At 56.6% G+C, this 25578-nt stretch carries 17 protein-coding genes; 8 read left to right on the forward strand and 9 right to left on the reverse strand.

Annotation, left to right across the window (positions count from 1 at the left end):
* Window positions 1-13 precede the first annotated feature (13 nt).
* From glpC to glpA, 3 genes are read right to left on the reverse strand one after another with little or no spacing between them, the layout of a single operon-like run.
* A complete protein-coding gene (gene glpC / locus IM303_RS03980) occupies window positions 14-1204 on the reverse strand; it encodes an anaerobic glycerol-3-phosphate dehydrogenase subunit GlpC (protein ID WP_049000405.1) in 1191 nt (396 codons plus the stop codon).
* The gene (gene glpB, locus IM303_RS03985) at window positions 1201-2418 is read right to left on the reverse strand and encodes a glycerol-3-phosphate dehydrogenase subunit GlpB (RefSeq protein ID WP_049000404.1); all 1218 of its coding nucleotides are present in this window, start codon (window positions 2416-2418) and stop codon (window positions 1201-1203) included. Before glpB ends, glpC begins: the two co-directional genes overlap by 4 nt.
* Entirely contained in the window at window positions 2408-4036 is a 1629-nt protein-coding gene (gene glpA / locus IM303_RS03990; RefSeq protein ID WP_049000401.1) for an anaerobic glycerol-3-phosphate dehydrogenase subunit A, read from the reverse strand. The genes glpB and glpA overlap by 11 nt, the downstream gene beginning before the upstream one ends.
* Before the next feature lie 250 nt (window positions 4037-4286).
* On the opposite strand from glpA, the gene glpT reads away from it, so the two are divergent.
* Window positions 4287-5639 carry a glycerol-3-phosphate transporter gene (gene glpT, locus IM303_RS03995; protein ID WP_049000399.1) on the forward strand — a complete coding sequence of 451 codons (1353 nt, stop codon included), beginning with the start codon at window positions 4287-4289 and terminating at the stop codon, window positions 5637-5639.
* 11 nt (window positions 5640-5650) lie between these two features.
* The gene (gene glpQ / locus IM303_RS04000; protein WP_041908960.1) at window positions 5651-6703 is read left to right on the forward strand and encodes a glycerophosphodiester phosphodiesterase; all 1053 of its coding nucleotides are present in this window, start codon (window positions 5651-5653) and stop codon (window positions 6701-6703) included.
* A 23-nt stretch (window positions 6704-6726) separates the two neighbouring features.
* On the opposite strand, the gene yfaE is transcribed toward glpQ, so the two are convergent.
* From yfaE to ubiG, 4 genes are all read right to left on the reverse strand, one after another.
* Window positions 6727-6981: a class I ribonucleotide reductase maintenance protein YfaE gene (gene yfaE / locus IM303_RS04005; protein ID WP_010433414.1), complete on the reverse strand. Its 255-nt coding sequence runs from the start codon at window positions 6979-6981 to the stop codon at window positions 6727-6729.
* Window positions 6981-8111: a class Ia ribonucleoside-diphosphate reductase subunit beta gene (gene nrdB / locus IM303_RS04010; protein ID WP_193359609.1), complete on the reverse strand. Its 1131-nt coding sequence runs from the start codon at window positions 8109-8111 to the stop codon at window positions 6981-6983. The genes yfaE and nrdB overlap by 1 nt, the downstream gene beginning before the upstream one ends.
* 49 nt (window positions 8112-8160) lie before the next feature.
* Window positions 8161-10446 carry a class 1a ribonucleoside-diphosphate reductase subunit alpha gene (gene nrdA, locus IM303_RS04015; protein WP_028013905.1) on the reverse strand — a complete coding sequence of 762 codons (2286 nt, stop codon included), beginning with the start codon at window positions 10444-10446 and terminating at the stop codon, window positions 8161-8163.
* Between the two features lie 347 nt (window positions 10447-10793).
* Window positions 10794-11522 (reverse strand): bifunctional 2-polyprenyl-6-hydroxyphenol methylase/3-demethylubiquinol 3-O-methyltransferase UbiG, encoded by a 729-nt coding sequence (gene ubiG, locus IM303_RS04020; RefSeq protein WP_020690665.1) that lies wholly within the window; start codon window positions 11520-11522, stop codon window positions 10794-10796.
* Between the two features lie 146 nt (window positions 11523-11668).
* On the opposite strand from ubiG, the gene gyrA reads away from it, so the two are divergent.
* On the forward strand, window positions 11669-14305 hold the full coding sequence (gyrA, locus tag IM303_RS04025) for a DNA topoisomerase (ATP-hydrolyzing) subunit A (protein ID WP_028013903.1): 2637 nt from the start codon (window positions 11669-11671) through the stop codon (window positions 14303-14305).
* Window positions 14306-14439: 134 nt separating this feature from the next.
* The gene (gene rcsC, locus IM303_RS04030; RefSeq protein ID WP_047367976.1) at window positions 14440-17286 is read left to right on the forward strand and encodes a two-component system sensor histidine kinase RcsC; all 2847 of its coding nucleotides are present in this window, start codon (window positions 14440-14442) and stop codon (window positions 17284-17286) included.
* 112 nt (window positions 17287-17398) lie between these two features.
* Here rcsC and rcsB read toward each other — a convergent pair whose 3' ends face one another.
* Complete coding sequence (gene rcsB / locus IM303_RS04035; protein ID WP_006176468.1) at window positions 17399-18049, reverse strand: response regulator transcription factor RcsB; 651 nt, start codon at window positions 18047-18049, stop codon at window positions 17399-17401.
* A gap of 16 nt (window positions 18050-18065) precedes the next feature.
* Window positions 18066-20738 carry a phosphotransferase RcsD gene (gene rcsD, locus IM303_RS04040; RefSeq protein WP_047363050.1) on the reverse strand — a complete coding sequence of 891 codons (2673 nt, stop codon included), beginning with the start codon at window positions 20736-20738 and terminating at the stop codon, window positions 18066-18068.
* 743 nt (window positions 20739-21481) lie between these two features.
* Here rcsD and IM303_RS04045 point away from each other — a divergent pair.
* The 4 genes from IM303_RS04045 to alkB all read left to right on the forward strand — a co-directional run bounded on the left by IM303_RS04045 (window position 21482) and on the right by alkB (window position 25551).
* Complete coding sequence (locus tag IM303_RS04045) at window positions 21482-22594, forward strand: porin OmpC (RefSeq protein WP_028013899.1); 1113 nt, start codon at window positions 21482-21484, stop codon at window positions 22592-22594.
* A gap of 114 nt (window positions 22595-22708) precedes the next feature.
* Window positions 22709-23764, forward strand: a complete 1056-nt coding sequence (apbE, locus tag IM303_RS04050; protein WP_045629880.1) for an FAD:protein FMN transferase ApbE — start codon at window positions 22709-22711, stop codon at window positions 23762-23764.
* Between the two features lie 72 nt (window positions 23765-23836).
* On the forward strand, window positions 23837-24895 hold the full coding sequence (ada, locus tag IM303_RS04055; RefSeq protein WP_193359701.1) for a bifunctional DNA-binding transcriptional regulator/O6-methylguanine-DNA methyltransferase Ada: 1059 nt from the start codon (window positions 23837-23839) through the stop codon (window positions 24893-24895).
* Window positions 24895-25551 (forward strand): DNA oxidative demethylase AlkB, encoded by a 657-nt coding sequence (gene alkB / locus IM303_RS04060; protein ID WP_193359610.1) that lies wholly within the window; start codon window positions 24895-24897, stop codon window positions 25549-25551. Before ada ends, alkB begins: the two co-directional genes overlap by 1 nt.
* Window positions 25552-25578: the final 27 nt, after the last annotated feature.

The raw sequence follows: 25578 nt of genomic DNA on the forward strand, positions 1-25578 counted from the left end.
GCCCCGGCAACGTTCAGCCCAGCGCTTTCGCCAGCAGGGTAATCGGATGTTCACAGCGCTTGCTGGTGGACATCTCAATCTGCCATTTACAGGTTTCGCAGTCCGTCACCACGATATCCGCGCCGCTCTCTTCAATCTGGCGGAACAGCGGGGCGCCAATTGCCTGCGAGGTTTCGTAGTTTTCACGCTTAAAGCCGTAGGTGCCTGCGATGCCGCAGCAGCGCGAATCCAGCACCGTCAGCTCCAGCCCCGGAATTAACCGCAGCAGCTCCAGCGTATAAAGCGACCAGCCCATTTTCTCCATATGACACGGGGTGTGATAGACCACCTTCAGCGGCAATGTTCCCAGCGGCAACGTCTTTCCGCTGTCCAGCTTGCGCCAGAGGAAGCGCGTCGCCAGCTCGATATGCTCGCGCAGTCCGGCGTTATCCACGTCCAGCAGGTGCGGATACTCATCGCGCAGGGTGAAGGTGCAGGTGGACGACGTCGCCAGCACCGGCATGCCTTTATCGACAATCGCTTCGCGCAGGGAGGTGACGTTGCTTTTGGCCTGCCTGCGCGCTTTATCGGTAAACCCGTTGGCAATCAGCGGCACGCCGCAGCACTTCTCTTTGCTAAGCAGCTGTACGCCGGTTCCCATGGCGTTGAGCACCTTCAGCAGGTCTTTTCCCAGCTGCGGGTGGTTGTAGTTCACATAGCAGCCGTGGAAAAAGGCTACCCGATCGTCGTACTGCGCCTGCTGCTCCGCGACGGTTTTATACCAGCGACGGAAGGTGCCGTGAGAATATTTTGGCAGGCTGCGGTGATGGTCTATTTTAAGCGTGGCATCCAGCAGCTGACGCACCGGCTTGAGTGAGGTTGCGGCATTCACCAGCGGGGCAAACGGCGTGGAGACGCTGCCCATCAGATCGGTATGGCTCAGGATCGCATCGCGCAGTGTCGGCTTTTGCGTGCTGTAGCGCGCCCGGGCGCGCTGGATGATGTCGCCGATTTTCACGTCCGACGGGCAGGCGACCTCGCAGCGCTTGCAGTTGATGCAGTATTTCAGCGCCTCGTCGTACAGCCTGCCGTCCTTCAGGCGCAGGCGCTCGCCGTCAGGCCCGGCCTGCTTTGGCCCCGGGTAGCGCGGGTTTACGCCGCTGACCGGGCAGACGGTGGTACAGACCGTGCATTTAATGCAGCTTTCGAAACGGGTGTCGTTCATTGTTCAGCCTCCACGCGCTGGATAATCTGCTCGGCTACATACAGCGCCGTGACGGCGCAAACCCCGCCGCCGCATCCCTGGGGGATCGGATCGTATCCGCCCAGCAGCGAGCCGATGGCAAAAAGATTACCGACGGGCATACCGGAAAGCTGCGGATGTAGCCGGTTATCGACAATTACGCCAAACTGCTGCCAGGGCTGCGGCGTGAAGAAATCACACTGATACCAGTCCGCGCGGGAAGCGGTTTGCCGCACATCCAGCCCCATAATCGCTTCCCGGATGCCCTCCCGGCTGCTCAGCAGCCCGTTGCTGAAGAAGCTCCCGCTCGCCAGCACCGTATAGCGGGCGCGAAGCGGAATATCCTCGTGGTTGCGCGTCCAGATTTCGTTCACCGCGCCGTCGGTCAGGGTGATTTTTTTCACCTCGTCACCCGCCATCCACACGCCGCCCTGCGCAACAAACTGGCGCTGAAGCTGGGTGTGCAGACGAATGCCGGGTACGGAAGGGGGAAGCGTCGGCAGTAAACCGAGAGTGCAGGGCAGACGATCTGAGAGCCAGCGCCAGAGCCGGTTGTCGTTTAAACCAAAGCAGGCGGTCATTAACAGGGCATCGCAGGTTTCACCGAGCGGCCTGAGCGCGTCATACAGCAGCGGCCATTTGTCCTCGTTATCCAGAAAACGGGCGATATTCACCGCGCGAAACTCGCTCGGGTTATCGCGCAGGATATCCAGCTCGGGCAGCTCTATTTCTGCCGTGTCGGCGTTGATGCCCTGGCGACAGAGCGAGGCCGCCGCGAGATGGGGTTGAAAATCCAGAAAGCCGCTGATACCCACCACCCGCACTCGTCCCGCGCTGACGGGGGCCACGGGGACTTCCTCCGGGCTGAGCCACGCGGAGCGCAGGGTGCCGAGCGGCGTGATGCGCTGGTGATTTTGCCTGGCGCTTCCCTTCAGACGCGCACCGCAGCCCGCCAGCAGCGCTTCGGCTTCCAGCGCAAAGCGGTCAATATGCTGCGCGCCAACCAGGTGATAGGGGTGCTCCGGCGGCAGCCTGTCGCGGTACGCTTCGTCCACCAGATCCAGCGATCCCGACGAGAAGTGCAGGGCGCTCTGGCCGCGGGTGATAATGGCGCAGCGCAGCCCCTGCTTCGTGAGTTTGATGCCGCAGAGCAAGCCTGCCAGCCCGCCGCCGACGATTACGGTATCAAATTTCATCGTGTTGCTCCTTCTCCAGGCCGCAAAGTCCCTGATAGACCCAGCGGGTAAATTCGCTTTCGCGCAGAGCATCGCCCCAGGCGACAGGCTGAATGCCTTTCCAGCGCTCGTTCAGAAACGCGCTGAGCTGATCGAGCGACTGGGTGGCGGTGGTGGTATGAAAACGCTGCAGCAGCCCGGCGGCACGGCAGGCGCACAGCTCGCCCTGACAGGTCCCCATTCCGACGCGGGTGCGGCGGCGGAGATCCAACAGGCTGTTGACCGTCAGGTTCTCTACCGCGTACTGCACTTCGCCTGCGGTAACGGCTTCGCACTCGCACACCAGGCTGCGGCTCAGTCGTCCTTCACCGAGCCACTGCGGCGTTCTGTCGCCGTGGCGGTAGATGGCCGAACCGCGCAGCGGCGCGGGCAGGGAGATGATTTTTTGCAGCGTTTTTTCGGTAGACTGGCGCGATCCCGGCAGCGGCTGTTCTGCGGTAACGCACGGTTCGGTATTTCCGAGCTTGCGGCAGACGGCATCGGTCGCCCACTCGGCCATCAGCCGGTAGGTCATCAGCTTGCCGCCGGTAATGGTGATAAACCCGTCCATGCCGTCGCGCTCGGCGTGATCGAGCAGCACGATGCCCCGGCTGACGTTACGTCCGCTCGGATCGTTATCGCTGGCGACAAGGGGACGCACGCCCGCGTAGGCGCGCAGAATACGCGTCTGCGCCATCACCGGCGCCAGCTTTTCCCCTTCGCGTAGCAGAATATCTACTTCTTCGGCGGTGACCCGGTTGACGTCAATGTCGCTGTAGTCAACGTGCGTTGACGTCGTACCGATGAGCGAAATGGTGTCACCCGGCACCAGAATGTCGGCGTCAGACGGTTTGCGGCAGCGGTTGATGACGTGGTTATTGATGCGGTGGTCAAGGATCAGCAGCGAACCTTTGGCCGGGAACATGCGGATGGATAAATCGGCGTATTCCGCGATGCGCTGACCCCAGATCCCCGCCGCGTTGACCACCACGGCGGCGTGCAGCTCGCTGTGCTCGTTGTACTGCGTATCAAACACCCGCACGCCGCAGATGCGATGACCCTCGCGGATAAGCCCGGTCACTTCATGTCCGGTCAGAATGCGCGCGCCATGCTCGCGGGCGTCCAGCATGTTGGCGGCGGTCAGGCGGAACGGATCGACGGTGCCGTCAGGCACCTTCACCGCGCCGATCAGCGCCGGGTTCACCGACGGCTCCAGCCGCCGGGCCAGCGCCGGATCCATGGCCTCCGCCTGAATACCCGCTGCAGTACAGGCGGTTATAAAGGTTGACTGAAAGGCGAGGTCATCTTCGGGAAGGGTAATAAAGAGGCCGTCGGTCGGCTCTATGCAGTGTCGGGCGATACGCTTGAGGATCTGGTTTTCAGCGATACATTCGCGCGCGGATTCACCGTCGGTGACCGCATACCGCGCGCCGCTGTGCAGCAGGCCGTGGTTACGTCCCGTCGCGCCGGTGGCGATATCGTGGCGCTCCAGAAGCGTGACGCTTAAGCCGCGGAGGGCGCAGTCGCGTGCGATGCCGGCGCCGGTTGCGCCACCGCCAATGATAATCACATCGCTGTAGCGTGGATCGTGAATTGTCATTGCCTTTCCTCTATGTTCGTTTTTTAGCATTTAGCCACATAGAACGTGTGGTTTGTTTGATTTCGAACATAAACGCGCGAAATTCGAAACTGAAACGTGATTTCATGCGCTTTTTTGCGCATTTTGTCATATTTCTGTAACAATCTGTGCGTTGATTCACAGTAACAAACCGCATGTTTTTTTAACATCCCCGCCTCTGTAACCGGGCGCGAGATGCCTGGTCATTTTTTGAAAGGCCACGGAGGCTGTTATGCTCAGTATCTTCAAACCTGCGCCGCATCGGGCGCGACTGCCAGAGGCAGAGATCGATCCTCTCTACCGCCGTCTGCGTTGGCAAATCTTCCTCGGGATCTTCTTCGGGTATGCGGCGTACTATCTTGTACGTAAAAACTTTGCGCTCGCCATGCCGTATCTGGTGGAGCAGGGCTTCTCTCGCGGCGACCTGGGCTTCGCGCTGTCGGGGATCTCCATCGCCTACGGTTTTTCCAAATTCATCATGGGTTCCGTGTCGGACCGCTCGAATCCGCGCGTGTTCCTGCCCGCCGGTCTGATCCTCGCGGCAGCGGTCATGCTGTTCATGGGCTTTGTGCCGTGGGCGACGTCCAGCATTGCCATCATGTTCGTGCTGCTGTTCCTCTGCGGCTGGTTCCAGGGGATGGGGTGGCCGCCGTGCGGACGTACCATGGTGCACTGGTGGTCGCAGAAGGAGCGTGGCGGCATTGTGTCAGTGTGGAACTGCGCGCATAACGTCGGGGGCGGGCTTCCACCTCTGCTGTTCCTGCTGGGGATGGCCTGGTTCAACGACTGGCACGCGGCGCTCTACATGCCTGCCTTTGGTGCTATTCTGGTGGCGATTATTGCCTTCGCCCTGATGCGCGACACGCCGCAGTCCTGCGGGCTGCCGCCAATCGAAGAGTACAAAAACGACTATCCGGATGACTACAGCGAGAAGCACGAAGAAGAGCTGACCGCGAAACAGATCTTCATGAAGTACGTGCTGCCGAACAAGCTGCTGTGGTACATCGCGGTGGCGAACGTGTTCGTATATCTGCTGCGCTACGGCATCCTCGACTGGTCCCCGACCTACCTGAAAGAGGTGAAGCATTTCGCGCTGGATAAATCCTCCTGGGCGTACTTCCTGTACGAATACGCCGGGATCCCGGGCACGCTGATTTGCGGCTGGATGTCGGACAAAGTGTTTAAAGGCAACCGCGGCGCAACGGGCGTGTTCTTTATGACCCTGGTGACCATCGCGACTGTCGTTTACTGGCTTAACCCGCCGGGTAACCCATCAGTAGACATGGCCTGTATGATCATTATCGGCTTCCTGATTTACGGCCCGGTGATGCTGATCGGTCTGCACGCGCTTGAGCTGGCGCCGAAAAAAGCGGCGGGCACGGCGGCAGGCTTTACCGGTCTGTTTGGCTACCTCGGTGGTTCCGTCGCGGCGAGCGCTATCGTGGGCTACACCGTTGACTTCTTCGGCTGGGACGGCGGCTTTATGGTGATGATCGGCGGCAGCGTGCTGGCGGTTCTGCTGCTGGTTGTTGTGATGATCGGCGAGAAACGTCACCACGCGGAAGTGCTGGCGCGTCGTCAATAAGGAGCATTGCGATGAAATTAACTCCATTAACCACCGGCCTGCTGCTGGCAGGCCTGATGACTGGCTCTGCCCTGGCGGCCGATAAAATCGTTATCGCCCACCGCGGTGCCAGCGGCTATCTGCCGGAGCATACGCTGCCGGCGAAAGCGATGGCCTATGCCCAGGGGGCGGATTACCTGGAGCAGGATCTGGTGATGACGAAGGACGACCAGCTGGTCGTCCTGCATGACCACTATCTTGACCGCGTCACGGACGTGGCGGAGCGTTTCCCGGACCGCGCGCGCAAAGACGGTCGTTACTACGCCATCGACTTTACCCTGGATGAAATTCGCTCTCTGAAGTTTACCGAAGGCTTTGAGATTGAAAACGGCAAGAAGGTGCAGGTCTACCCGGGACGCTTCCCGATGGGTAAATCTGACTTCCGGATCCATACTTTCCAGGAAGAGATTGAGTTTGTTCAGGGGCTGAACCACTCGACCGGTAAAAATATCGGTATCTACCCGGAAATCAAAGCGCCGTGGTTCCACCATCAGGAAGGGAAGGACATTGCCGCGAAGACGCTGGAGGTGCTGAAACAGTACGGCTACACCAGCAAGAAGGATAAAGTTTACCTGCAGTGTTTTGACGCCGCCGAGCTGAAGCGCATCAAAACCGAGCTGGAGCCGAAGATGGGGATGGATCTCAATCTGGTGCAGCTGATTGCCTACACCGACTGGAACGAAACCCAGGAGAAACAGCCGGACGGGAAGTGGGTGAACTACAGCTACGACTGGATGTTCAAGCCGGGCGCGATGAAGCAGATTGCGCAGTACGCCGACGGCATCGGGCCGGATTACCACATGCTGGTGGCGGAAGGCTCAACGCCTGGCCACGTGAAGCTGACGGCTATGGTTAAAGAGGCGCACGCCAGCAAGATGCAGGTGCATCCGTACACGGTGCGTGCCGACCAGCTGCCGCCATATGCCACCGATGTGAATCAGCTTTACGAGGTGTTGTATAAGCAGGCGGACGTGGACGGGCTGTTTACGGATTTCCCGGATAAAGCGGTGACGTTCTTAAAATAGAAAAAGGGCCGTAAGGCCCTTTTTTACATCTCAATCTCAATATCGCCTTTTGCCCGGCAGCAGCAGGGCAAAATTTCCCCTTCACTGATAAAGGCCAGCGGTTCGGTCAGCCAGTCCACCTGGCCTGCGACCAGACGGCAGCGGCAGGAGCCGCAATAGCCTTCACGACACTGGTACTCTACCTCCACCTGATGTGCTTCAAGCGCCACCAGCAGGGAAGGGTGCTCTTCCTGGCACAGCACTTCGGTGCCAGAAAGGCTCAGCGTTACGCGCGTCATCAGAGCTGGAAGTCGCTCAGGTCGTCGGTGTTGACTTCAGAATCAATCTGACCGACCAGATAAGAGCTCACTTCCACTTCCTGCGGCGCAACCTGCACGTTATCGGATACCAGCCAGGTGTTGATCCACGGAATCGGGTTAGAGCGCGTCTGGAACGGCAGGTCCAGACCAACCGCCTGCATGCGGATGTTGGTGATGTACTCCACGTACTGGCACAGAATATCTTTGTTCAGGCCAATCATGGAGCCGTCGCGGAACAGGTAGTCTGCCCACTCTTCCTCCTGCTGCGCCGCCAGCACGAACAGGTCGTAGCACTCCTGCTTGCACTCTTCAGCGATTTCCGCCATCTCCGGGTCGTCCGTACCGCTGCGCAGCAGGTTCAGCATGTGCTGGGTGCCGGTCAGGTGCAGGGCTTCGTCACGAGCGATCAGACGGATGATTTTGGCGTTGCCTTCCATCAGCTTGCGCTCGGCAAAGGCGAAGGAGCAGGCGAAGCTCACGTAGAAGCGGATCGCTTCCAGGGCGTTAACGCTCATCAGGCAGAGGTACAGCTGCTTTTTCAGCGCGCGCAGGTTCACGGTAACGGTTTTGCCGTTCACGCTGTGGGTGCCTTCGCCCAGCAGATGCCAGTAGCTGGTCATCTCGATCAGCTCGTCGTAGTAGTGCGCAATGCCTTCCGCGCGCTTCTGGATCTGCTCGTTAGTGACGATATCGTCAAACACCACCGCCGGATCGTTCACGATGTTGCGGATGATGTGGGTATAAGAGCGGGAGTGGATCGTCTCGGAGAATGCCCAGGTTTCCACCCAGGTTTCCAGCTCAGGAATCGAGATCAGCGGCAACAGCGCCACGTTCGGGCTACGGCCCTGAATGGAGTCCAGCAGCGTCTGGTACTTCAGATTGCTGATGAAAATATGCTTTTCGTGATCCGGCAGCGACTGGTAATCAATACGGTCGCGGGAAACGTCAACTTCTTCCGGACGCCAGAAGAAGGAGAGTTGCTTTTCAATCAGCTTTTCGAAGATGTCATATTTTTGCTGATCGTAGCGTGCCACGTTGACCGGCTGGCCGAAGAACATTGGCTCTTTGAGCTGGTCGTTTTTCGTCTGTGAAAAGGTGGTATATGCCATGAGTGTGTCCTGTCTTACGAAATAAAGGCGGGGATATCCCCGCCCTTCATTAGATCTTACATGCGCCGCTTTCGCAGCCATCGTCCTGAATTGACGGTACCAGGTCGTCCTGCGCGTCTTCTGCACCGTCACGGGTGTTGTGATAGTACAGCGTTTTCACGCCAAATTTGTAGGCGGTCAGCAGGTCTTTCAACAGCTGCTGCATTGGTACCTTGCCGGACGGGAAGCGCGTCGGGTCGTAGTTAGTATTGGCAGAGATCGACTGGTCGATAAACTTCTGCATGATACCCACCAGCTGCAGGTAGCCGTCGTTGTTTGGCATCTCCCACAGCAGTTCGTAGTTGTTGCCCAGCGTTTCGTAATCCGGCACCACCTGACGCAGCACGCCGTCTTTCGACGCTTTAATGCTGACGTGGCCGCGCGGTGGCTCGATGCCGTTGGTGGCGTTGGAGATCTGCGAAGAGGTCTCGGACGGCATCAGGGCAGAGAGCGTGGAGTTACGCAGGCCGTGCGTTTTGATGGACTCGCGCAGGCCTTCCCAGTCCAGGTGCAGCGGCTCGCTGACGATCGCATCCAGGTCTTTCTTATAGGTGTCGATCGGCAGAATGCCTTTTGCATAGGTGGTTTCGTTGAACCACGGGCACGCGCCTTGCTCTTTCGCCAGCTCGTTAGAGGCTTTCATCAGGTAGTACTGAATCGCTTCGAACGTCTGGTGCGTCAGGTTGTTAGCGCTGCCGTCGGAGTAACGCTTGCCGTTTTTTGCCAGCCAGTAGGCGAAGTTGATCACGCCGATACCCAGGGTACGACGGCCCATTGCGCCGCGTTTAGCGGCCGGGATTGGGTAATCCTGGTAGTCCAGCAGGGCATCCAGCGCACGTACCGCCAGCACGGCCAGCTCTTCCAGCTCGTCCAGGCTCTTAATCGCACCCAGGTTGAATGCGGAGAGCGTACACAGGGCGATTTCGCCGTTTTCGTCGTTCACGTCTTCCAGCGGTTTGGTTGGCAGGGCGATCTCCAGGCACAGGTTAGACTGGCGCACTGGCGCAACCGCCGGATCAAACGGGCTGTGGGTGTTGCAGTGGTCAACGTTCTGGATGTAGATACGGCCGGTAGAGGCGCGCTCCTGCATCATCAGGGAGAACAGGTCTACCGCCTTCAGGCGCTGTTTACGGATGCTGTCGTCTTTTTCATATTTGGTGTACAGACGCTCGAACTCGTCCTGATCGGCGAAGAACGCGTCATACAGGCCCGGGACGTCGGACGGGCTGAACAGGGTGATGTCTTCCCCTTTCAGCAGACGGGTGTACATCAGCTTGTTGATCTGCACGCCGTAGTCCATGTGACGCACGCGGTTGCCTTCCACGCCGCGGTTGTTTTTCAGTACCAGCAGGCTTTCCACTTCCAGGTGCCACATTGGGTAGAACAGGGTCGCTGCGCCGCCGCGCACGCCGCCCTGAGAGCAGGATTTTACCGCCGTCTGGAAGTGCTTGTAGAACGGGATACAGCCGGTGTGGAACGCTTCACCGCCGCGAATCGGGCTGCCCAGCGCGCGGATGCGACCGGCGTTGATGCCGATACCGGCACGCTGGGAGACGTATTTCACGATGGCGCTGGAGGTGGCGTTGATGGAATCCAGGCTGTCACCACACTCGATCAGTACGCAAGAGCTGAACTGACGGGTAGGGGTGCGCACGCCAGACATGATCGGCGTTGGCAGAGAAATTTTGAACGTCGATACCGCATCGTAGAAACGCTTCACGTAGTCCAGACGGGTGTCGCGCGGGTAGTTTGAGAACAGGCAGGCAGCCACCAGAATATAGAGGAACTGGGCGCTTTCGTAGATCTCACCGGTCACACGGTTCTGAACCAGGTATTTGCCTTCGAGCTGCTTCACCGCCGCGTAGGAGAAGTTCATGTCGCGCCAGTGATCGATAAACCCGTTCATCTGCTCGAACTCTTCTTCCGTATAGTCTTCCAGCAGATGCGTGTCGTATTTACCCAGCTCAACCATTTTCACCACGTGATCGTAAAGCTTCGGCGGCTCGAACTGGCCGTAGGCTTTCTTACGCAGGTGGAAAATCGCCAGACGCGCAGCGAGGTACTGATAATCCGGTGCGTCGCGGGAGATCAGATCCGCCGCTGCTTTGATAATGGTTTCGTGGATATCAGACGTTTTGATGCCGTCGTAGAACTGAATGTGAGAACGCAGTTCAACCTGGGATATAGATACGTTATTCAGTCCTTCTGCTGCCCAGTCGAGAACTCGATGGATTTTGTCCAGATTGATACGCTCGGTAGTACCGTCGCGCTTTGTCACCAGCAGACTCTGATTCATGTGGGTTTTACCTGTCCGTGAAATAAAAAATATCCCCCGCTTATCCACAGATCCGTCTTGTGACTAACTCTGTGGATAAATACTACATATAGGGGGTTTGCGATAAGAAAAACGCTATATGGTGAGTATTCTAGTATCGAATCTTTTCAGCACAAGGGTTGATTTTGAGGTTAAATTGAGGTTGTGAAAGGGTAAAAAAGCGTAAGTCCTCGTACCATAAGGCCTGGAAGAGATGTCAATAATTTAGAAAAAAAATTCAAAATTTGATCGAGTGCTGATTTCTTCAACGGGAGGTCAGAATTGCGCAACATGATGTCGCGCAATCATTATAAGAATAACGGATGACGTTAGTCGTTTTTGGCGGTTGTATGCAACATATAGTTAACATCCACGCCCGGGGCAAGTTTGAATTTATCCGTTAGCGGGTTGTAGTGCAGGCCCGTGATGTGCTGCTCCTTAAGCCACGTCTGGTCAACCCAGCCCAGCAGTTCGGCAGGCTTGATAAACTTCTTCACGTCGTGCGTCCCTTTCGGCACCATGCGCAGCACATATTCTGCGCCGACCACGGCCATCAGCCAGGCTTTACCGTTGCGGTTAATTGTCGAGAAGAAGACTTGGCCGCCCGGCTTCACCAGTTTTGCACAGGCGTTTACCACGGACTGCGGATCCGGAACGTGCTCCAGCATCTCCATGCAGGTCACCACATCATACTGGTGGGCATGTTTTGCCGCGTGCTCTTCCACGGTTTCCTGCACATATTCCACCTGTATACCGGACTCCAGCGCATGAAGACGGGCAACCTGTAGAGGCTCGAAGCCCATGTCCAGGCCGGTGACGGTGGCCCCTTCGCGCGCCATGCTCTCCGCCAGGATGCCGCCGCCGCAGCCGACGTCGAGCACTTTCTTACCGAACAGACCGCCGGAACGCTCCGCGATATAGCCCAGACGCAGCGGGTTAATACGATGCAGAGGTTTGAACTCACCTTCGAGATCCCACCAGCGGGACGCCACCGCTTCAAATTTGGCAATCTCTTCGTGGTCAACGTTGTGAGCCACCGGGGATTTTTCGGCATTCATGGGCGCTTTTACTCCTTATTTAGCAAGACAAATGAGTATATCAGGCAATCCCTGTGAATAAAGCGTATAGGTTTACCTGTATCACCGCGGCTGTGTTATAATTTGCGACCTTTGAATCCGGGATACAGTAGAGGGATAGCGGTTAGATGAGCGACCTTGCGAGAGAAATTACACCGGTTAACATCGAGGAAGAGCTGAAAAGCTCCTATCTGGACTATGCGATGTCGGTCATTGTTGGCCGTGCGCTGCCGGACGTCCGCGATGGCCTGAAGCCGGTACACCGTCGCGTACTATACGCCATGAACGTATTGGGCAATGACTGGAATAAAGCCTACAAAAAATCTGCCCGTGTCGTTGGTGACGTAATCGGTAAATACCATCCCCATGGTGATTCCGCGGTGTACGACACCATTGTCCGTATGGCGCAGCCTTTCTCGCTGCGTTACATGCTGGTAGATGGTCAGGGTAACTTTGGTTCTATCGACGGCGACTCCGCCGCGGCAATGCGTTATACGGAAATCCGTCTGGCGAAGATTGCCCATGAGCTGATGGCCGACCTGGAAAAAGAGACGGTTGATTTCGTTGATAACTACGACGGCACGGAAAAAATTCCTGACGTTATGCCAACGAAGATCCCTAACCTGCTGGTGAACGGCTCGTCCGGTATTGCCGTGGGTATGGCGACCAACATTCCGCCGCACAACATCACGGAAGTGATCAACGGCTGCCTGGCCTATATCGACGATGAAGACATCAGCATTGAAGGGCTGATGGAACACATCCCGGGCCCGGACTTCCCGACGGCGGCGATCATCAACGGTCGTCGCGGCATTGAAGAAGCGTACCGCACCGGTCGCGGCAAGATTTACATCCGTGCCCGCGCCGAAGTGGAAGCGGACGCCAAAACCGGCCGTGAAACTATCATTGTTCACGAGATCCCGTATCAGGTGAACAAAGCGCGTCTGATTGAAAAAATCGCCGAGCTGGTAAAAGAAAAACGCGTTGAAGGCATCAGCGCGCTGCGTGACGAGTCTGACAAAGACGGTATGCGCATCGTGATTGAAATCAAGCGCGACGCGGTGGGTGAGGTTGTCCTGAACAACCTGTACTCCCAGACTCAGCTTCAGGTCTCCTTCGGTATCAACATGGTTGCGCTGCACCATGGTCAGCCGAAGATCATGAACCTGAAAGAGATCCTGAGCGCGTTCGTGCGTCACCGCCGCGAAGTGGTGACCCGTCGTACCATCTTCGAACTGCGCAAAGCGCGCGATCGTGCTCATATCCTTGAAGCGCTGGCGGTTGCGCTGGCGAACATCGACCCGATCATCGAGCTGATCCGCCGTGCGCCGACGCCGGCAGAAGCGAAAGCGTCGCTGGTTGCGCGTCCGTGGGATCTGGGCAACGTGGCGGCGATGCTGGAACGTGCGGGCGACGACGCCGCGCGTCCTGAGTGGCTCGAGCCTGAATTCGGCGTGCGTGACGGTCAGTACTACCTGACTGAACAGCAGGCCCAGGCGATTCTGGATCTGCGCCTGCAGAAGCTGACCGGCCTTGAGCATGAAAAACTGCTCGACGAGTACAAAGAGCTGCTGGAGCAAATTGCTGAGCTGCTGCACATCCTGGGTAGCGCCGAGCGCCTGATGGAAGTGATCCGCGAAGAGCTGGAGCTGGTCCGCGATCAGTTCGGCGACGAGCGCCGCACCGAAATCACCGCCAACAGCTCTGATATCAACATTGAAGATCTGATCAACCGCGAAGACGTGGTAGTGACCCTGTCTCACCAGGGCTACGTGAAGTATCAGCCGTTGACCGACTACGAAGCACAGCGTCGTGGCGGTAAAGGTAAATCTGCGGCACGTATTAAAGAAGAAGACTTCATTGACCGTCTGCTGGTGGCCAACACCCACGACACGATCCTCTGCTTCTCCAGCCGTGGCCGTCTGTACTGGATGAAGGTCTATCAGCTGCCGGAAGCGAGCCGTGGCGCGCGCGGTCGTCCAATCGTCAACCTGCTGCCGCTGGAAGCGAACGAACGTATCACCGCCATCCTGCCGGTACGCGAGTACGAAGAGGGCGTGAACGTCTTTATGGCGACCGCCAGCGGTACCGTGAAGAAAACCGCACTGACCGAGTTCAGCCGTCCACGTTCCGCCGGGATTATCGCGGTGAACCTGAACGAAGGCGACGAGCTGATCGGTGTGGATCTGACCTCCGGTTCTGATGAAGTGATGCTGTTCTCTGCGGCCGGTAAAGTGGTGCGCTTCAAAGAGAACGCCGTGCGCGCAATGGGTCGTACGGCGACCGGCGTGCGCGGTATTAAGCTGGCGGGTGAAGACTCCGTTGTTTCCCTGATCGTTCCACGTGGCGAAGGCGCAATCCTGACCGTCACCCAGAACGGCTACGGTAAACGTACGGCGGAAAGCGAATACCCGACCAAGTCACGCGGCACGCAGGGCGTTATCTCCATCAAGGTCACCGAGCGCAACGGGTCCGTTGTGGGCGCGGTGCAGGTGGACGATGCCGACCAGATTATGATGATCACCGATGCCGGTACGCTGGTGCGTACGCGCGTATCCGAGATCAGCGTGGTGGGCCGTAACACCCAGGGCGTTATCCTCATCCGTACGGCGGAAGATGAAAACGTGGTCGGTCTGCAGCGCGTTGCTGAGCCGGTGGACGACGAAGAGCTCGATTCCATCGACGGCAGCGTCGCGGAAGGTGATGATGAAATCGCACCGGAAGCAGAGAGCGACGACGACGCAGCGGATGACGCTGACGAGTAATCTCTTCTGACGCATAAAGGGCCGGATTCCGGCCCTTTTCTTTTGCAGATGCAGATACGTGAACGTTGCGACAAGCCGCGTTTACCGCTACCTTAACCACATTCTTTTGACCCCGACGGCGGAGCCTCGCCCATTTGAAATACCTCGTCTCCTTTCGTACCACGCTGAAAGTTTCTCGCTATCTGTTCCGGGCGCTGGCGCTCCTGCTTTGGCTGCTGGTGGCCTTGCTGTCGGTGTTTTACATCGTCAATGCGCTGAACCAGAAAGAAGCGGAGATCCGCCAGGAGTTTAATTTAAGCTCCGATCAGGCCCAGCGCTACATTCAGCGAACGTCTGACGTGATGAAGGAGCTGAAGTATATTGCCGAAAATCGGCTGACGGCAGAAAACGGTATCCTTGCCCTGCGCGGGCGCAATGACAAAACCGAAGTGCCGGACTTCCAGCCGCTGTTCCCGGACTCTGATTGCTCCACCATGAGCAGCACCTGGCGCGGGTCGCTGGAATCTCTCGCCTGGTTTATGCGCTACTGGCGCGACAACTTCTCCGCCGCTTACGATCTCAACCGCGTATTCCTGATTGGCAGTGAAAACCTCTGCATGGCTGACTTTGGCCTGCGCGATGTGCCCGTCGAGCGCGATGATGCGCTGAAAAGCCTGCACGAGCGTATTGTGAAATATCGCAATGCGCCGCAGGACGAGCGCGGGAACAACATCTTCTGGATTAGCCAGGGGCCGCGCATGGGCGTGGGCTATTTCTACGCGCTGACGCCGGTCTACCTGGGCAATCGTCTGCAGGCGCTGCTGGGGATTGAGCAGACCATCCGCATGGAAAACTTCTTCACGCCGGGCAGCCTGCCGATGGGCGTGACCATTCTGGATGAAAACGGGCATCAGCTGATCTCTCTCGCCGGGCCGGATAAAAGTTTGAACGTCGATCCGCACTGGATGCAGGAACGCTCATGGTTTGGCTACACCTCCGGCTTCCGCGAGCTGGTGCTGAAAAAAAGCCTGCCGCCATCGTCGCTGAGCATTGTTTACTCGCTGCCGGTGGATATGGTCCTTGAGCGGATACGCATTCTTATTATGAATGCGATCCTGCTGAACCTGCTGGTGGGTGGGGCGCTGTTTACGCTGGCGCGGATGTATGAGCGGAGAATCTTTATTCCCGCCGAAAGTGACGCCCAGCGTCTGGAGGAGCACGAGCAGTTCAACCGCAAGATTGTCGCTTCGGCTCCGGTGGGGATCTGCATTCTTCGTACCCAGGACGGGACCAACATCCTGAGTAACGAGCTGGCGCACAACTACCTGAACATGCTGACGCACGAGGACCGGCAAAGGCTGACGCAAATCATCTGCGGCCAGCAGGTGAACTTTGTCGACGTACTCACCAGCACCCACACTAACCTGCAGATCAGCTTTGTTCATTCCCGCTATCGCAATGAAAACGTAGCGATTTGCGTGCTGGTGGATGTCTCCGCGCGCGTGAAGATGGAAGAGTCGCTGCAGGAGATGGCGCAGGCCGCGGAGCAGGCCAGCCAGTCGAAATCCATGTTCCTGGCTACCGTCAGTCACGAGCTGCGTACGCCGCTGTACGGGATTATCGGTAACCTCGATCTGCTGCAGACGAAGGAATTGCCGAAAGGCGTCGACCGGCTGGTAACGGCGATGAACAACTCCTCCAGCCTGCTGCTGAAGATCATCAGCGATATTCTCGACTTCTCTAAAATTGAGTCTGAGCAGCTGAAAATCGAGCCGCGTGAGTTTTCGCCGCGTGAGGTCATGAACCACATAAGCGCCAACTATCTGCCGCTGGTGGTGCGTAAACAGCTGGGGCTCTACTGCTTCATTGAACCGGACGTGCCGCTGACGCTGCACGGCGACCCGATGCGCCTGCAGCAGGTCATCTCTAACCTGCTCAGCAATGCCATCAAATTCACCGATATCGGCTGCATTGTGCTACACGTCTGCCGGGCGGGAGATTATCTCAGCATCCGCGTGCGCGACACGGGGGTGGGCATACCGGCCAAGGAGGTGGTGCGTCTGTTCGACCCGTTCTTCCAGGTCGGCACCGGCGTGCAGCGTAACTTCCAGGGCACCGGTCTGGGGCTGGCGATTTGCGAGAAGCTCGTCAGCATGATGGACGGCGACATTTCCGTGGATACCGAGCCCGGCATGGGCAGCCAGTTCACGATCCGCATTCCGCTCTATTCCGCGCAGTATCCGGCAAAAGCCACGGTTGACGGGCTGAACGATAAGCGCTGCTGGCTGGCGGTCAATAATGCCTCTCTGAATGACTATCTGACGGCGCTGCTCGCCCATAGCGGCGTGAGGGTCTGCCGCTATGAAGGCCAGACGCCGGACGTGGACGATGTGCTCATCGCCGACGAGATGCCGGAACAGCCGTGGCAGGGGAGAGGAACGGTGCTCTTCTGCCGTCGCCACATTGGCATACCGGTTGAACGTGCGCCGGGGGAATGGGTGCACAGCGTCGCAACGCCGCATGAGCTGTTGAGCCTGCTGGCCCGTATCTATAAAGTTGAGCTGGAAGAGAACGACGGTGCAGTCGCGCTGCCGTCACCGGAAGGTCTGGCGTCAGTGAATGACGATATGATGATTCTGGTGGTGGATGACCATCCGATTAACCGCCGCCTGCTGGCTGACCAGCTCGGATCGCTGGGCTATCAGTGCAAAACCGCCAATGACGGCGTGGATGCGCTGAATGTGCTGAGTAAAAATCATATTGATATCGTGCTGAGCGACGTCAACATGCCTAACATGGACGGCTACCGGCTGACGCAGCGCATCCGACAGCTTGGCCTGACGCTGCCGGTCGTGGGCGTAACGGCGAACGCGCTGGCGGAAGAGAAACAGCGCTGTCTGGAGTCAGGCATGGACAGCTGCCTGTCGAAACCGGTGACGCTGGACGTGCTCAAACAAACGCTGTCTGTTTATGCGGATCGCGTGAGAAAAACCAGAATATAAAAAAGGCCCGTAAGGGCCTTTTTTATTTGCCCGGCGGCGCTGCGCTTGCGAGTGCCTACGGGTTCTGTAGGCCGGGTAAGCGTGAGCGCCATCCGGCATTTACAGTGGGGGATCAATCCTTATCCGATGCGCTCAGCGTAACGGAGGAGAGATAGTTCAGCAGGGCAATATCGTTGTCCACGCCCAGCTTCATCATTGCTGATTTTTTCTGGCTGCTGATGGTTTTAATGCTGCGGTTCAGCTTCTTGGCAATCTCGGTCACCAGGAAACCTTCGGCGAACAGGCGCAGAACTTCGCTCTCTTTCGGCGACAGGCGTTTGTCACCGTAGCCACCCGCGCTGATTTTTTCCAGCAGACGAGAGACGCTCTCAGGCGTGAACTTCTTGCCTTTCTGCAGCGCAGCCAGCGCTTTTGGCAGATCGGTCGGGGCGCCTTGCTTCAGCACAATCCCTTCGATATCCAGATCCAGCACGGCGCTCAGGATCGCCGGGTTGTTGTTCATGGTCAGAACAATAATCGAGATGTCCGGGAAGTGACGTTTAATATATTTGATGAGCGTGATCCCATCACCGTATTTGTCTCCAGGCATAGAGAGATCGGTAATGAGCACGTGCGCATCAAGCTTTGGGAGGTTATTGATCAGTGCTGTAGAGTCTTCAAATTCACCGACTACATTCACCCACTCGATCTGTTCAAGTGATTTGCGAATACCGAACAGTACAATCGGATGGTCATCGGCAATAATTACGTTCATATTGTTCATGTATAAGGCTACCTTGCTACAGCAAGCTTTTGACGTAGGCGTCAATGTCGCTGATGTATTTTTCAATGCCAGAGGCATCTTTCTCACGAATTAGATGTTCCAGCGTTTCACATAACTGCTTGCCGGGAACCAGATTAAGCATGGCAAACACCCCTTTAAGCCGGTGTGCTGTCTGTGCCAGCGCTGCAAAATCATTCGCAGCGGACTCAGTATACAACCGCTTCACATCATCTGGTACTGTATCAACAAAGAGGGAATAGTATCCGCTGGCGTGAAGCTCGGCATTTTCATTACCGCCTAACGGGGATTCCGTTATCTCTTCCTGCGCCAGCTGCTCTTCTATTAGTTGTAGTACAGCTTCCTGCATCGCATTGCTTATATTAAAGTTGACGCGCAGCTGGCCAGGGCCGATTTTCCGCACGCGTGACTCATCATCGCTTAAAAGCAAGCCCGAGGCAGTAAGATTAGACGGATTATCAGTTAAAAACAGATCAAATTCTTGACTTGCCAGCCTTTCATCCGGCGTGATGCAGGCCGCGCCCCAGTTTTCGAGCTGACGAACCACAATATTGCGGATCTCGTTTGAGGTCACATCCACCATCACCACGACGTCATCCAGCAGGCGTTCTTCATCTTCTTCCTGCGGATTGGCGGCCATTTTCACGTGGAGAGAGTAACGGGTGCCGAGCGATTCACGGGCCTTGATATTCAGATGGCCGCCGAGCTTACGCGCCAGCTGATCGCACAGCCAGAAGGTCAGGGCGTTAGCCTTGCCGTAATGATCGCTTTGCGTGTCATTCAGGAACGGGAAGTGCAGATTATCAATTTCACTCGCCGTCACGCCTTCCCCGGTGTCCAGAATGCGGAACGTCAGGCGATCTTCCGCCGACTCGTCGGTGCTCACTTCAAGGGTGATCTTGCCGATTTGCGTGGTGGTCACGGCGTACTGAATAATCATCAGCAGAATACGACGCAGCGCCTCGCGGTCGCCGTGACGTTCGTCATTGGCGGGTAAATGGTTGTTGATTAGCAGCTGCAGCCCTTTGCGCTTAATTACGGGCAGGACTTCCGGAACCACTTCATCGATCAGATCCTGAATGGAGAAGAGAGAAGGGGTGCCTTTCCAGAAATCATTCTCCAGCATATTTGCCAGCTGGATCTCATCCACCATGCGGACCAGCGAGTCGGCCTGGCAGGCGAGCTGGTGGCTTTCAGACGTGTTTAACGCTGCCGCCTGGGTCGCCAGCGTTTTTAACGGCTGCTTGAAGGCATCGCCAATATTCTGCATGAATGCCGCGCGCCCCTGCTGGTTCTTCTCATACAGCCTTTGCGCCTGCTTGAGCTTTTTATTCACCAGCACTTCGCGATCCTGATCGCGAATGATGAAGATTTGCGTACGCGGTGCCACCTGGCTGCGGAACTGACGGATCTCGTACAGTTCATTGTTAATGGTGGCCTGAATAACCCCCTGGTGCTGATCCGCCATAGTGGTGATGTTTTGCAGGTTAAGGTGCGGCAGCAGATGGTCAGCAATTTTATTGCTCATCACCGTGCGATTCGCTTCCTGATCGTGAACTAACACCCCTAGCGGTAGCACGGAGACAATCTCTTCATTGAGCGCGCGCAATACGCGCAGCTCGTTGGTGTTGCCTGCGGAGACCGCAGACGCGTCGCTCTGGCGTCCCGGCTGGAAGCGGAATGTGCTGTAGCCAAACAGGGCCAGCGCCAGCAGACCAATATTCAGCAGCAGCGGCAGCAGAATATTTTGCAGGGTATCAAGCAGTAGCGTGCCGAACGGTACCTGCCACACCAGACGCATGCCGGTTGAGTTCAGCGACGAGGCAATTTCAATTTTCGAGCCGTTAAAGGAGATGGTGACGCTCTCTGCGGCCTCTTTGTCGGACGCCGCACGCATGTTCTGGGTGCTGCTGTCCGGCTCCAGACGGAAGCTGTCGAGCGGCATATCCGGCGGGATCAAATCATTAATGGGTAAATCGAAGGCCACGACCGTCGCCAGATGACCCGGCTGGTTAAAGGTGGTACGCAGGGTAAAATAGTGACCATTCTGCCAGGCCAGCCGGCGCAGCGATGAGAAGCTCTCACGTTCATCAAGGGCGTTGGCCTGCTGCAGCATTTCTGCCCGGCGGGAGTCGACAATGCTGCCGACCGTCGTCTCTTTAAATCCGGAAGAGAGATCTTTTAACGGCAGCGTCGAAATCAGGATCATGCTGTTGTCCTGACCGTTCAGATAGTACATCGACCACGGCACCGTTTCGGCGCCCCAGAGGGTATCCAGGTAGGTCGAAATACGCTGCGTCATCTCAAGGGTCGCGCTGTCGTGAGAGCCAAAGATAAGCGCTTCAGTCTTACGCTGCGGTTTTTCGAGATAGTAGACATCCTGCTTCAGCCGCGTCTCCTGAAGCCCATCTCCGGATGAGCTGGCAGGCGCTGCCGCAATGTTGTCGTAAATCTGCCAGGTGGCGTAGCGCCAGGTATCAATGCGCTTGTGTACGGCGTGGGTAATATCCACCACCTGATAGCTCTTATCCTTCAGCCAGGCGTTAACCGCGCTCTGCACCATCACGCCCATTGTGACTAACAGCACCACGATCAAAAGAAGAAAGAATCGGGTGATGCTCCCGGGCAGAAGGGAGAATTTGCTTTGGGCGGTAGTTTCAGTCTGACTCATTGATATCTTTAACCCGTGATGGTCGTGCTCTGTGGCGATAGGGCAGTATAAAGGGTAATAACTGAATTTCCAGCGCCACTGTCCTTGAACAAGCGACTTTTTCGATGACCCATGCGAGAGAAAAAGTACGCCTTAAATGTGTACAAGTACATAATGCATGTACAAATAAAAAATGCATTTCGTCAGAAAATAGCACGAATTAACAAGAAATTAAGTTTTGAGCGAATTTTCCCGTTATGCACAGGGGTGAGCGTGAATTTAGTTAATAGTCGTTACAATTACGCGGCGGTAGCACAAAAAAGGAAAAGTTACGTAAAGAAGGGTAAAAAAAAACCGAATGCGACGCATCCGGTTGAATTAGGGATAAACAGACATTCAAAGCTGAATGACGGTAATAAATAAAGTTAATGATGATAGCGAGAGTTATTTTAGAGACTGGAGTCGATCTTGTTTTGTCATTCAGTGCGGTAACGTTTTTTATTTTAACTCTTTGATATTTATTGGGTCATTTTTCGTTTTGATTATAAGTGCTAAATTTCTAAGCTTTTTGTGCTTTGTAAAAGTTCCTTTTCATTTACATTTTGAAACATGTTGATGGGTAAATGAAACATCTTCAAAGTTTTCGTATCATATTCGCGTTGGATTATTCTGTAATTTTGCGGAGAATGAATTTGCCGACTGGTTAATGAGGGTTAACCAGTAAGCAGTGGCAATTATAAGGCATATAACAGAGGGTTAATAAAATGAAAGTTAAAGTACTGTCCCTCCTGGTACCAGCACTGCTGGTAGCAGGCGCAGCAAATGCGGCCGAAATTTATAACAAAGATGGCAACAAATTAGATCTGTACGGCAAAGTTGATGGTCTGCACTATTTCTCTGACGACAAGAGTGCTGACGGCGACCAGACCTACATGCGTCTTGGCTTCAAAGGCGAAACTCAGGTTAACGATCAGCTGACCGGTTACGGCCAGTGGGAATACCAGATCCAGGGCAACACGACTGAAAGCGACAACCAGTCCTGGACGCGTGTGGCGTTTGCTGGTCTGAAATTCGCTGAAGCGGGCTCTTTCGATTACGGTCGTAACTACGGCGTGATCTACGACGTAACTTCCTGGACTGACGTTCTGCCAGAATTTGGCGGCGATACCTACGGCTCAGACAACTTCCTGCAGTCTCGTGCTAACGGCGTGGCGACCTATCGTAACCAGGACTTCTTTGGTCTGGTGGATGGCCTGAACTTTGCGCTGCAGTATCAGGGTAAAAACGGTAGCGTAAGCGGCGAAAACGTCGGTGGACGCAGCCTGCTGAAACAGAACGGCGACGGCTACGGTGCATCCGTAACCTATAACCTGGGCGAAGGCTTCAGCGTGGGTGGTGCGATGTCCTCCTCCAAACGTACCGCTGACCAGAACGCACCGGGCGTTTACGGTAACGGCGATCACGCAGAAGTCTATTCTGGCGGCCTGAAATATGATGCCAACAACATCTACCTGGCTGCGCAGTACTCTCAGACCTACAACGCAACCCGCTTCGGTACCTCTAACGGCAGCAGCCCGACTACCGCTTACGGTTTTGCTAACAAAGCGCAGAACTTCGAAGTGGTTGCTCAGTACCAGTTCGACTTCGGCCTGCGTCCATCCGTGGCTTACCTGCAGTCCAAAGGTAAAGACATCGAAGGTTACGGCGATCAGGATCTGCTGAAATATGTTGATGTGGGTGCGACTTACTACTTCAACAAAAACATGTCCACCTACGTGGATTACAAAATCAACCTGGTTGATGAAAATGAGTTCACCCGTCAGGCCGGTATCGGCACTGATGATATCGTCGCGCTGGGTCTGGTTTACCAGTTCTAATCGCGTCATCGTGTGACTAAGGGGCCTGAAGGCCCCTTTTTTGTGCTTTTTTTTGGCCTCACAATGCAACCGTTTTGGTGTACTCTTGCCGCCCTGGCATGAGGATAATAATGAATGGACATGACTTTTTTACGCGCCAGCTTTCTGGCTATGCTTTTTTTCCTGACCGCGTGTGACGATTCCGCGCCCGTGGCGAAAACCGATGCACCCGCCGCGACGGTGCTCGAAGGCAAAACGATGGGCACCTTCTGGCGCGTCAGCGTGATGGGCCTGGATAAAACGCGCGCTGATGAACTTCGCGGTAAAATCCAGTCTCAGCTGGACGCCGACGACCAGCTGCTCTCAACCTATAAAAATGACTCGGCGCTGATGCGCTTTAATCTTTCTACCAGTACCTCCCTGTGGCCGGTGAGCGAAGCGATGGCCGATATCGTCACCGAATCAATGCGCGTGGGATATAAAACCAACGGCGCGATGGATGTCACCGTCGGGCCTCTGGTCAATCTCTGGGGGTTTGGCCCGAACAAACAGCCGGATACCACACCCGATCAGGCGGCCATTGATGATGCCCGCGCCCGGACAGGGCTAAAGCATCTGACGGTGATCAACCAGTACGGCCAGCAGTATCTGCAGAAAGATATCCCCGATCTGTTTGTCGATCTGTCGACGGTAGGTGAAGGTTACGCGGCGGATCACCTTGCCGCGCTGATGACGCAGGAAGGGATATCGCGCTACCTGGTCTCCGTGGGCGGCGCGTTAGTCAGCCGGGGCATGAACGCCAGCGGTAAACCGTGGCGCGTGGCGATTCAAAAACCGACCGATCGCCAAAACGCCGTACAGGCCATTGTGGATATTAACGGGCACGGCATCAGCACTTCCGGGAGCTACCGTAACTATTACGAGCTCGACGGGAAGCGTATTTCGCACGTGATCGATCCGCTGACCGGACGTCCCATCACGCATAACCTGGTCTCGGTGACCGTGATTGCGCCGACTGCGCTGGAAGCCGACGCCTGGGATACCGGATTAATGGTTCTCGGCCCGGAAAAAGCCAAAGAGGTGGTTCGTCAGGAAGGACTGGCGGTTTATATGATCACTAAAGAGGGCGACGGGTTCAAAACCTGGAGCTCGCCGCAGTTCAACAGCTTCCTGGTGAGCGACAAAAATTAAAAAGCAAGGTTGCGGGTTTTTTATCACTGGCACTCGGGCACGCTAAAGGTATGCTTGTAAGAGGAGCTGATGATGAAAAATCCAACCTATATGAATGATGAGGATCGCTGGCAGGCCGTTCTGGCTCGCGATCCGCGCGCTGACAATCGGTTTGTCTTTGCCGTGCAGACGACGGGGATTTTCTGCCGCCCGTCATGCCGCGCCCGTCACGCGCTGCGTAAAAACGTCTGCTTTTATCCCGATGTCCAGCATGCCGTTCAGGCAGGGTTTCGCCCGTGCAAGCGCTGCATGCCGGACAAACGCGATCCGAATCAGCAAAAGCTGGCGAAAGTGGAGCACGCCTGTCGCCTTCTGGAGCAGGATCCCGCGCTGACGCTTGAAGGCCTGGCGCAGCAGATCGCCATGAGTCCTTTCCATTTCCATCGGCTGTTTAAGTCCGTCACCGGGATGACCCCAAAATCCTGGCAGCAGGCGGCGCGGGGGCAGCGTCTGCGCGCGGCGCTTGCGCAGGGAAACAAAATTACCGATGCCGTGCTGGCGGCAGGGTTTCCCGACAGCAGCAGCTATTACCGCAAAGCTAACGATGCGCTGGGCATGACGGCGAAGCAGTACCGCAAAGGCGAGGTGGCGGTGCGTTACGCCATCGGCGACTGTTCGCTGGGACGCTGCCTGGTTGCGGAAAGCGAGCGGGGGATTTGCGCGATACTGCTGGGCGACAACGATACCAAACTGGCAGAAGAATTTGCGACGCTGTTTCCAAACGCGGAGCCTGCCCCGCAGGAAGATGCCTTTGCCCAGCGTATCAGACAGGTCATTGCCAGTATTGATAACCACGCGGTGCCGCTGGCGCTGCCGCTGGATATACGCGGCACCGCGTTCCAGCAGCGGGTCTGGCAGGCCCTTCGTGACATCCCCTGCGGGGAAACGGCCAGCTATCAGCAGGTGGCGAAGGCGATTGGCCAGCCCAACGCGGTGCGTGCCGTCGCGGGTGCCTGTGCGGCAAACAGGCTGGCGATTGTGATCCCCTGTCACCGCGTGGTCCGCACCGACGGCGCGCTGTCGGGCTATCGCTGGGGGGCGGCGCGAAAAGCGCTATTACTGAAACGTGAGGCGAAACGCCGGGAGGGATAATGCTCGATCTTTTTGCGGATGCTGAACCGTGGCAGGAGCCGCTTGCGCCCGGGGCAGCGATCCTGCGCCGCTTTGCACTCTCCCGTGCGGCGGCATTGCTTGCCGGTATTGAAGAAGTCACGGCGGTTTCACCGTTTCGCCATATGGTGACGCCGGGCGGCTACACCATGTCGGTGGCCATGGCCAACTGCGGCGAACTGGGGTGGGCGACGAACGAACGTGGGTATGTGTATGCCCCGAACGATCCCACGACCGGCCGGCCGTGGCCTCCCATGCCTGCGGTGTTTCAGGCGCTTTGTCACGAGGCTGCCGTTGCAGCAGATTACCCTGACTTCCGGCCGGATGCCTGCCTGATTAACCGCTACGCCATCGGCGCGAAGCTCTCCCTGCATCAGGACAAAGATGAGCCCGATCTGCGCGCGCCCATCGTCTCGGTATCGTTGGGTCTGCCCGCCGTCTTCCAGTTTGGCGGATTGCGCCGCAACGATCCGCTCAGGCGCATTATGCTGGAGCACGGCGACGTGGTGGTGTGGGGCAGGGAGTCACGGCTGTACTATCACGGCATTCAGCCCCTGAAGCCCGGGGTTCATCCCCTCACTGGCGAGTACCGCTATAATCTGACTTTCCGTCAGGCGGGATTGAACAAACAAAAATAAGAATTATTCTTGATGTCCGCTCAGGGC

Origin of the sequence: Enterobacter cloacae complex sp. P38RS, assembly GCF_014930775.1 — a bacterium.
GTDB lineage: Bacteria > Pseudomonadota > Gammaproteobacteria > Enterobacterales > Enterobacteriaceae > Enterobacter > Enterobacter bugandensis.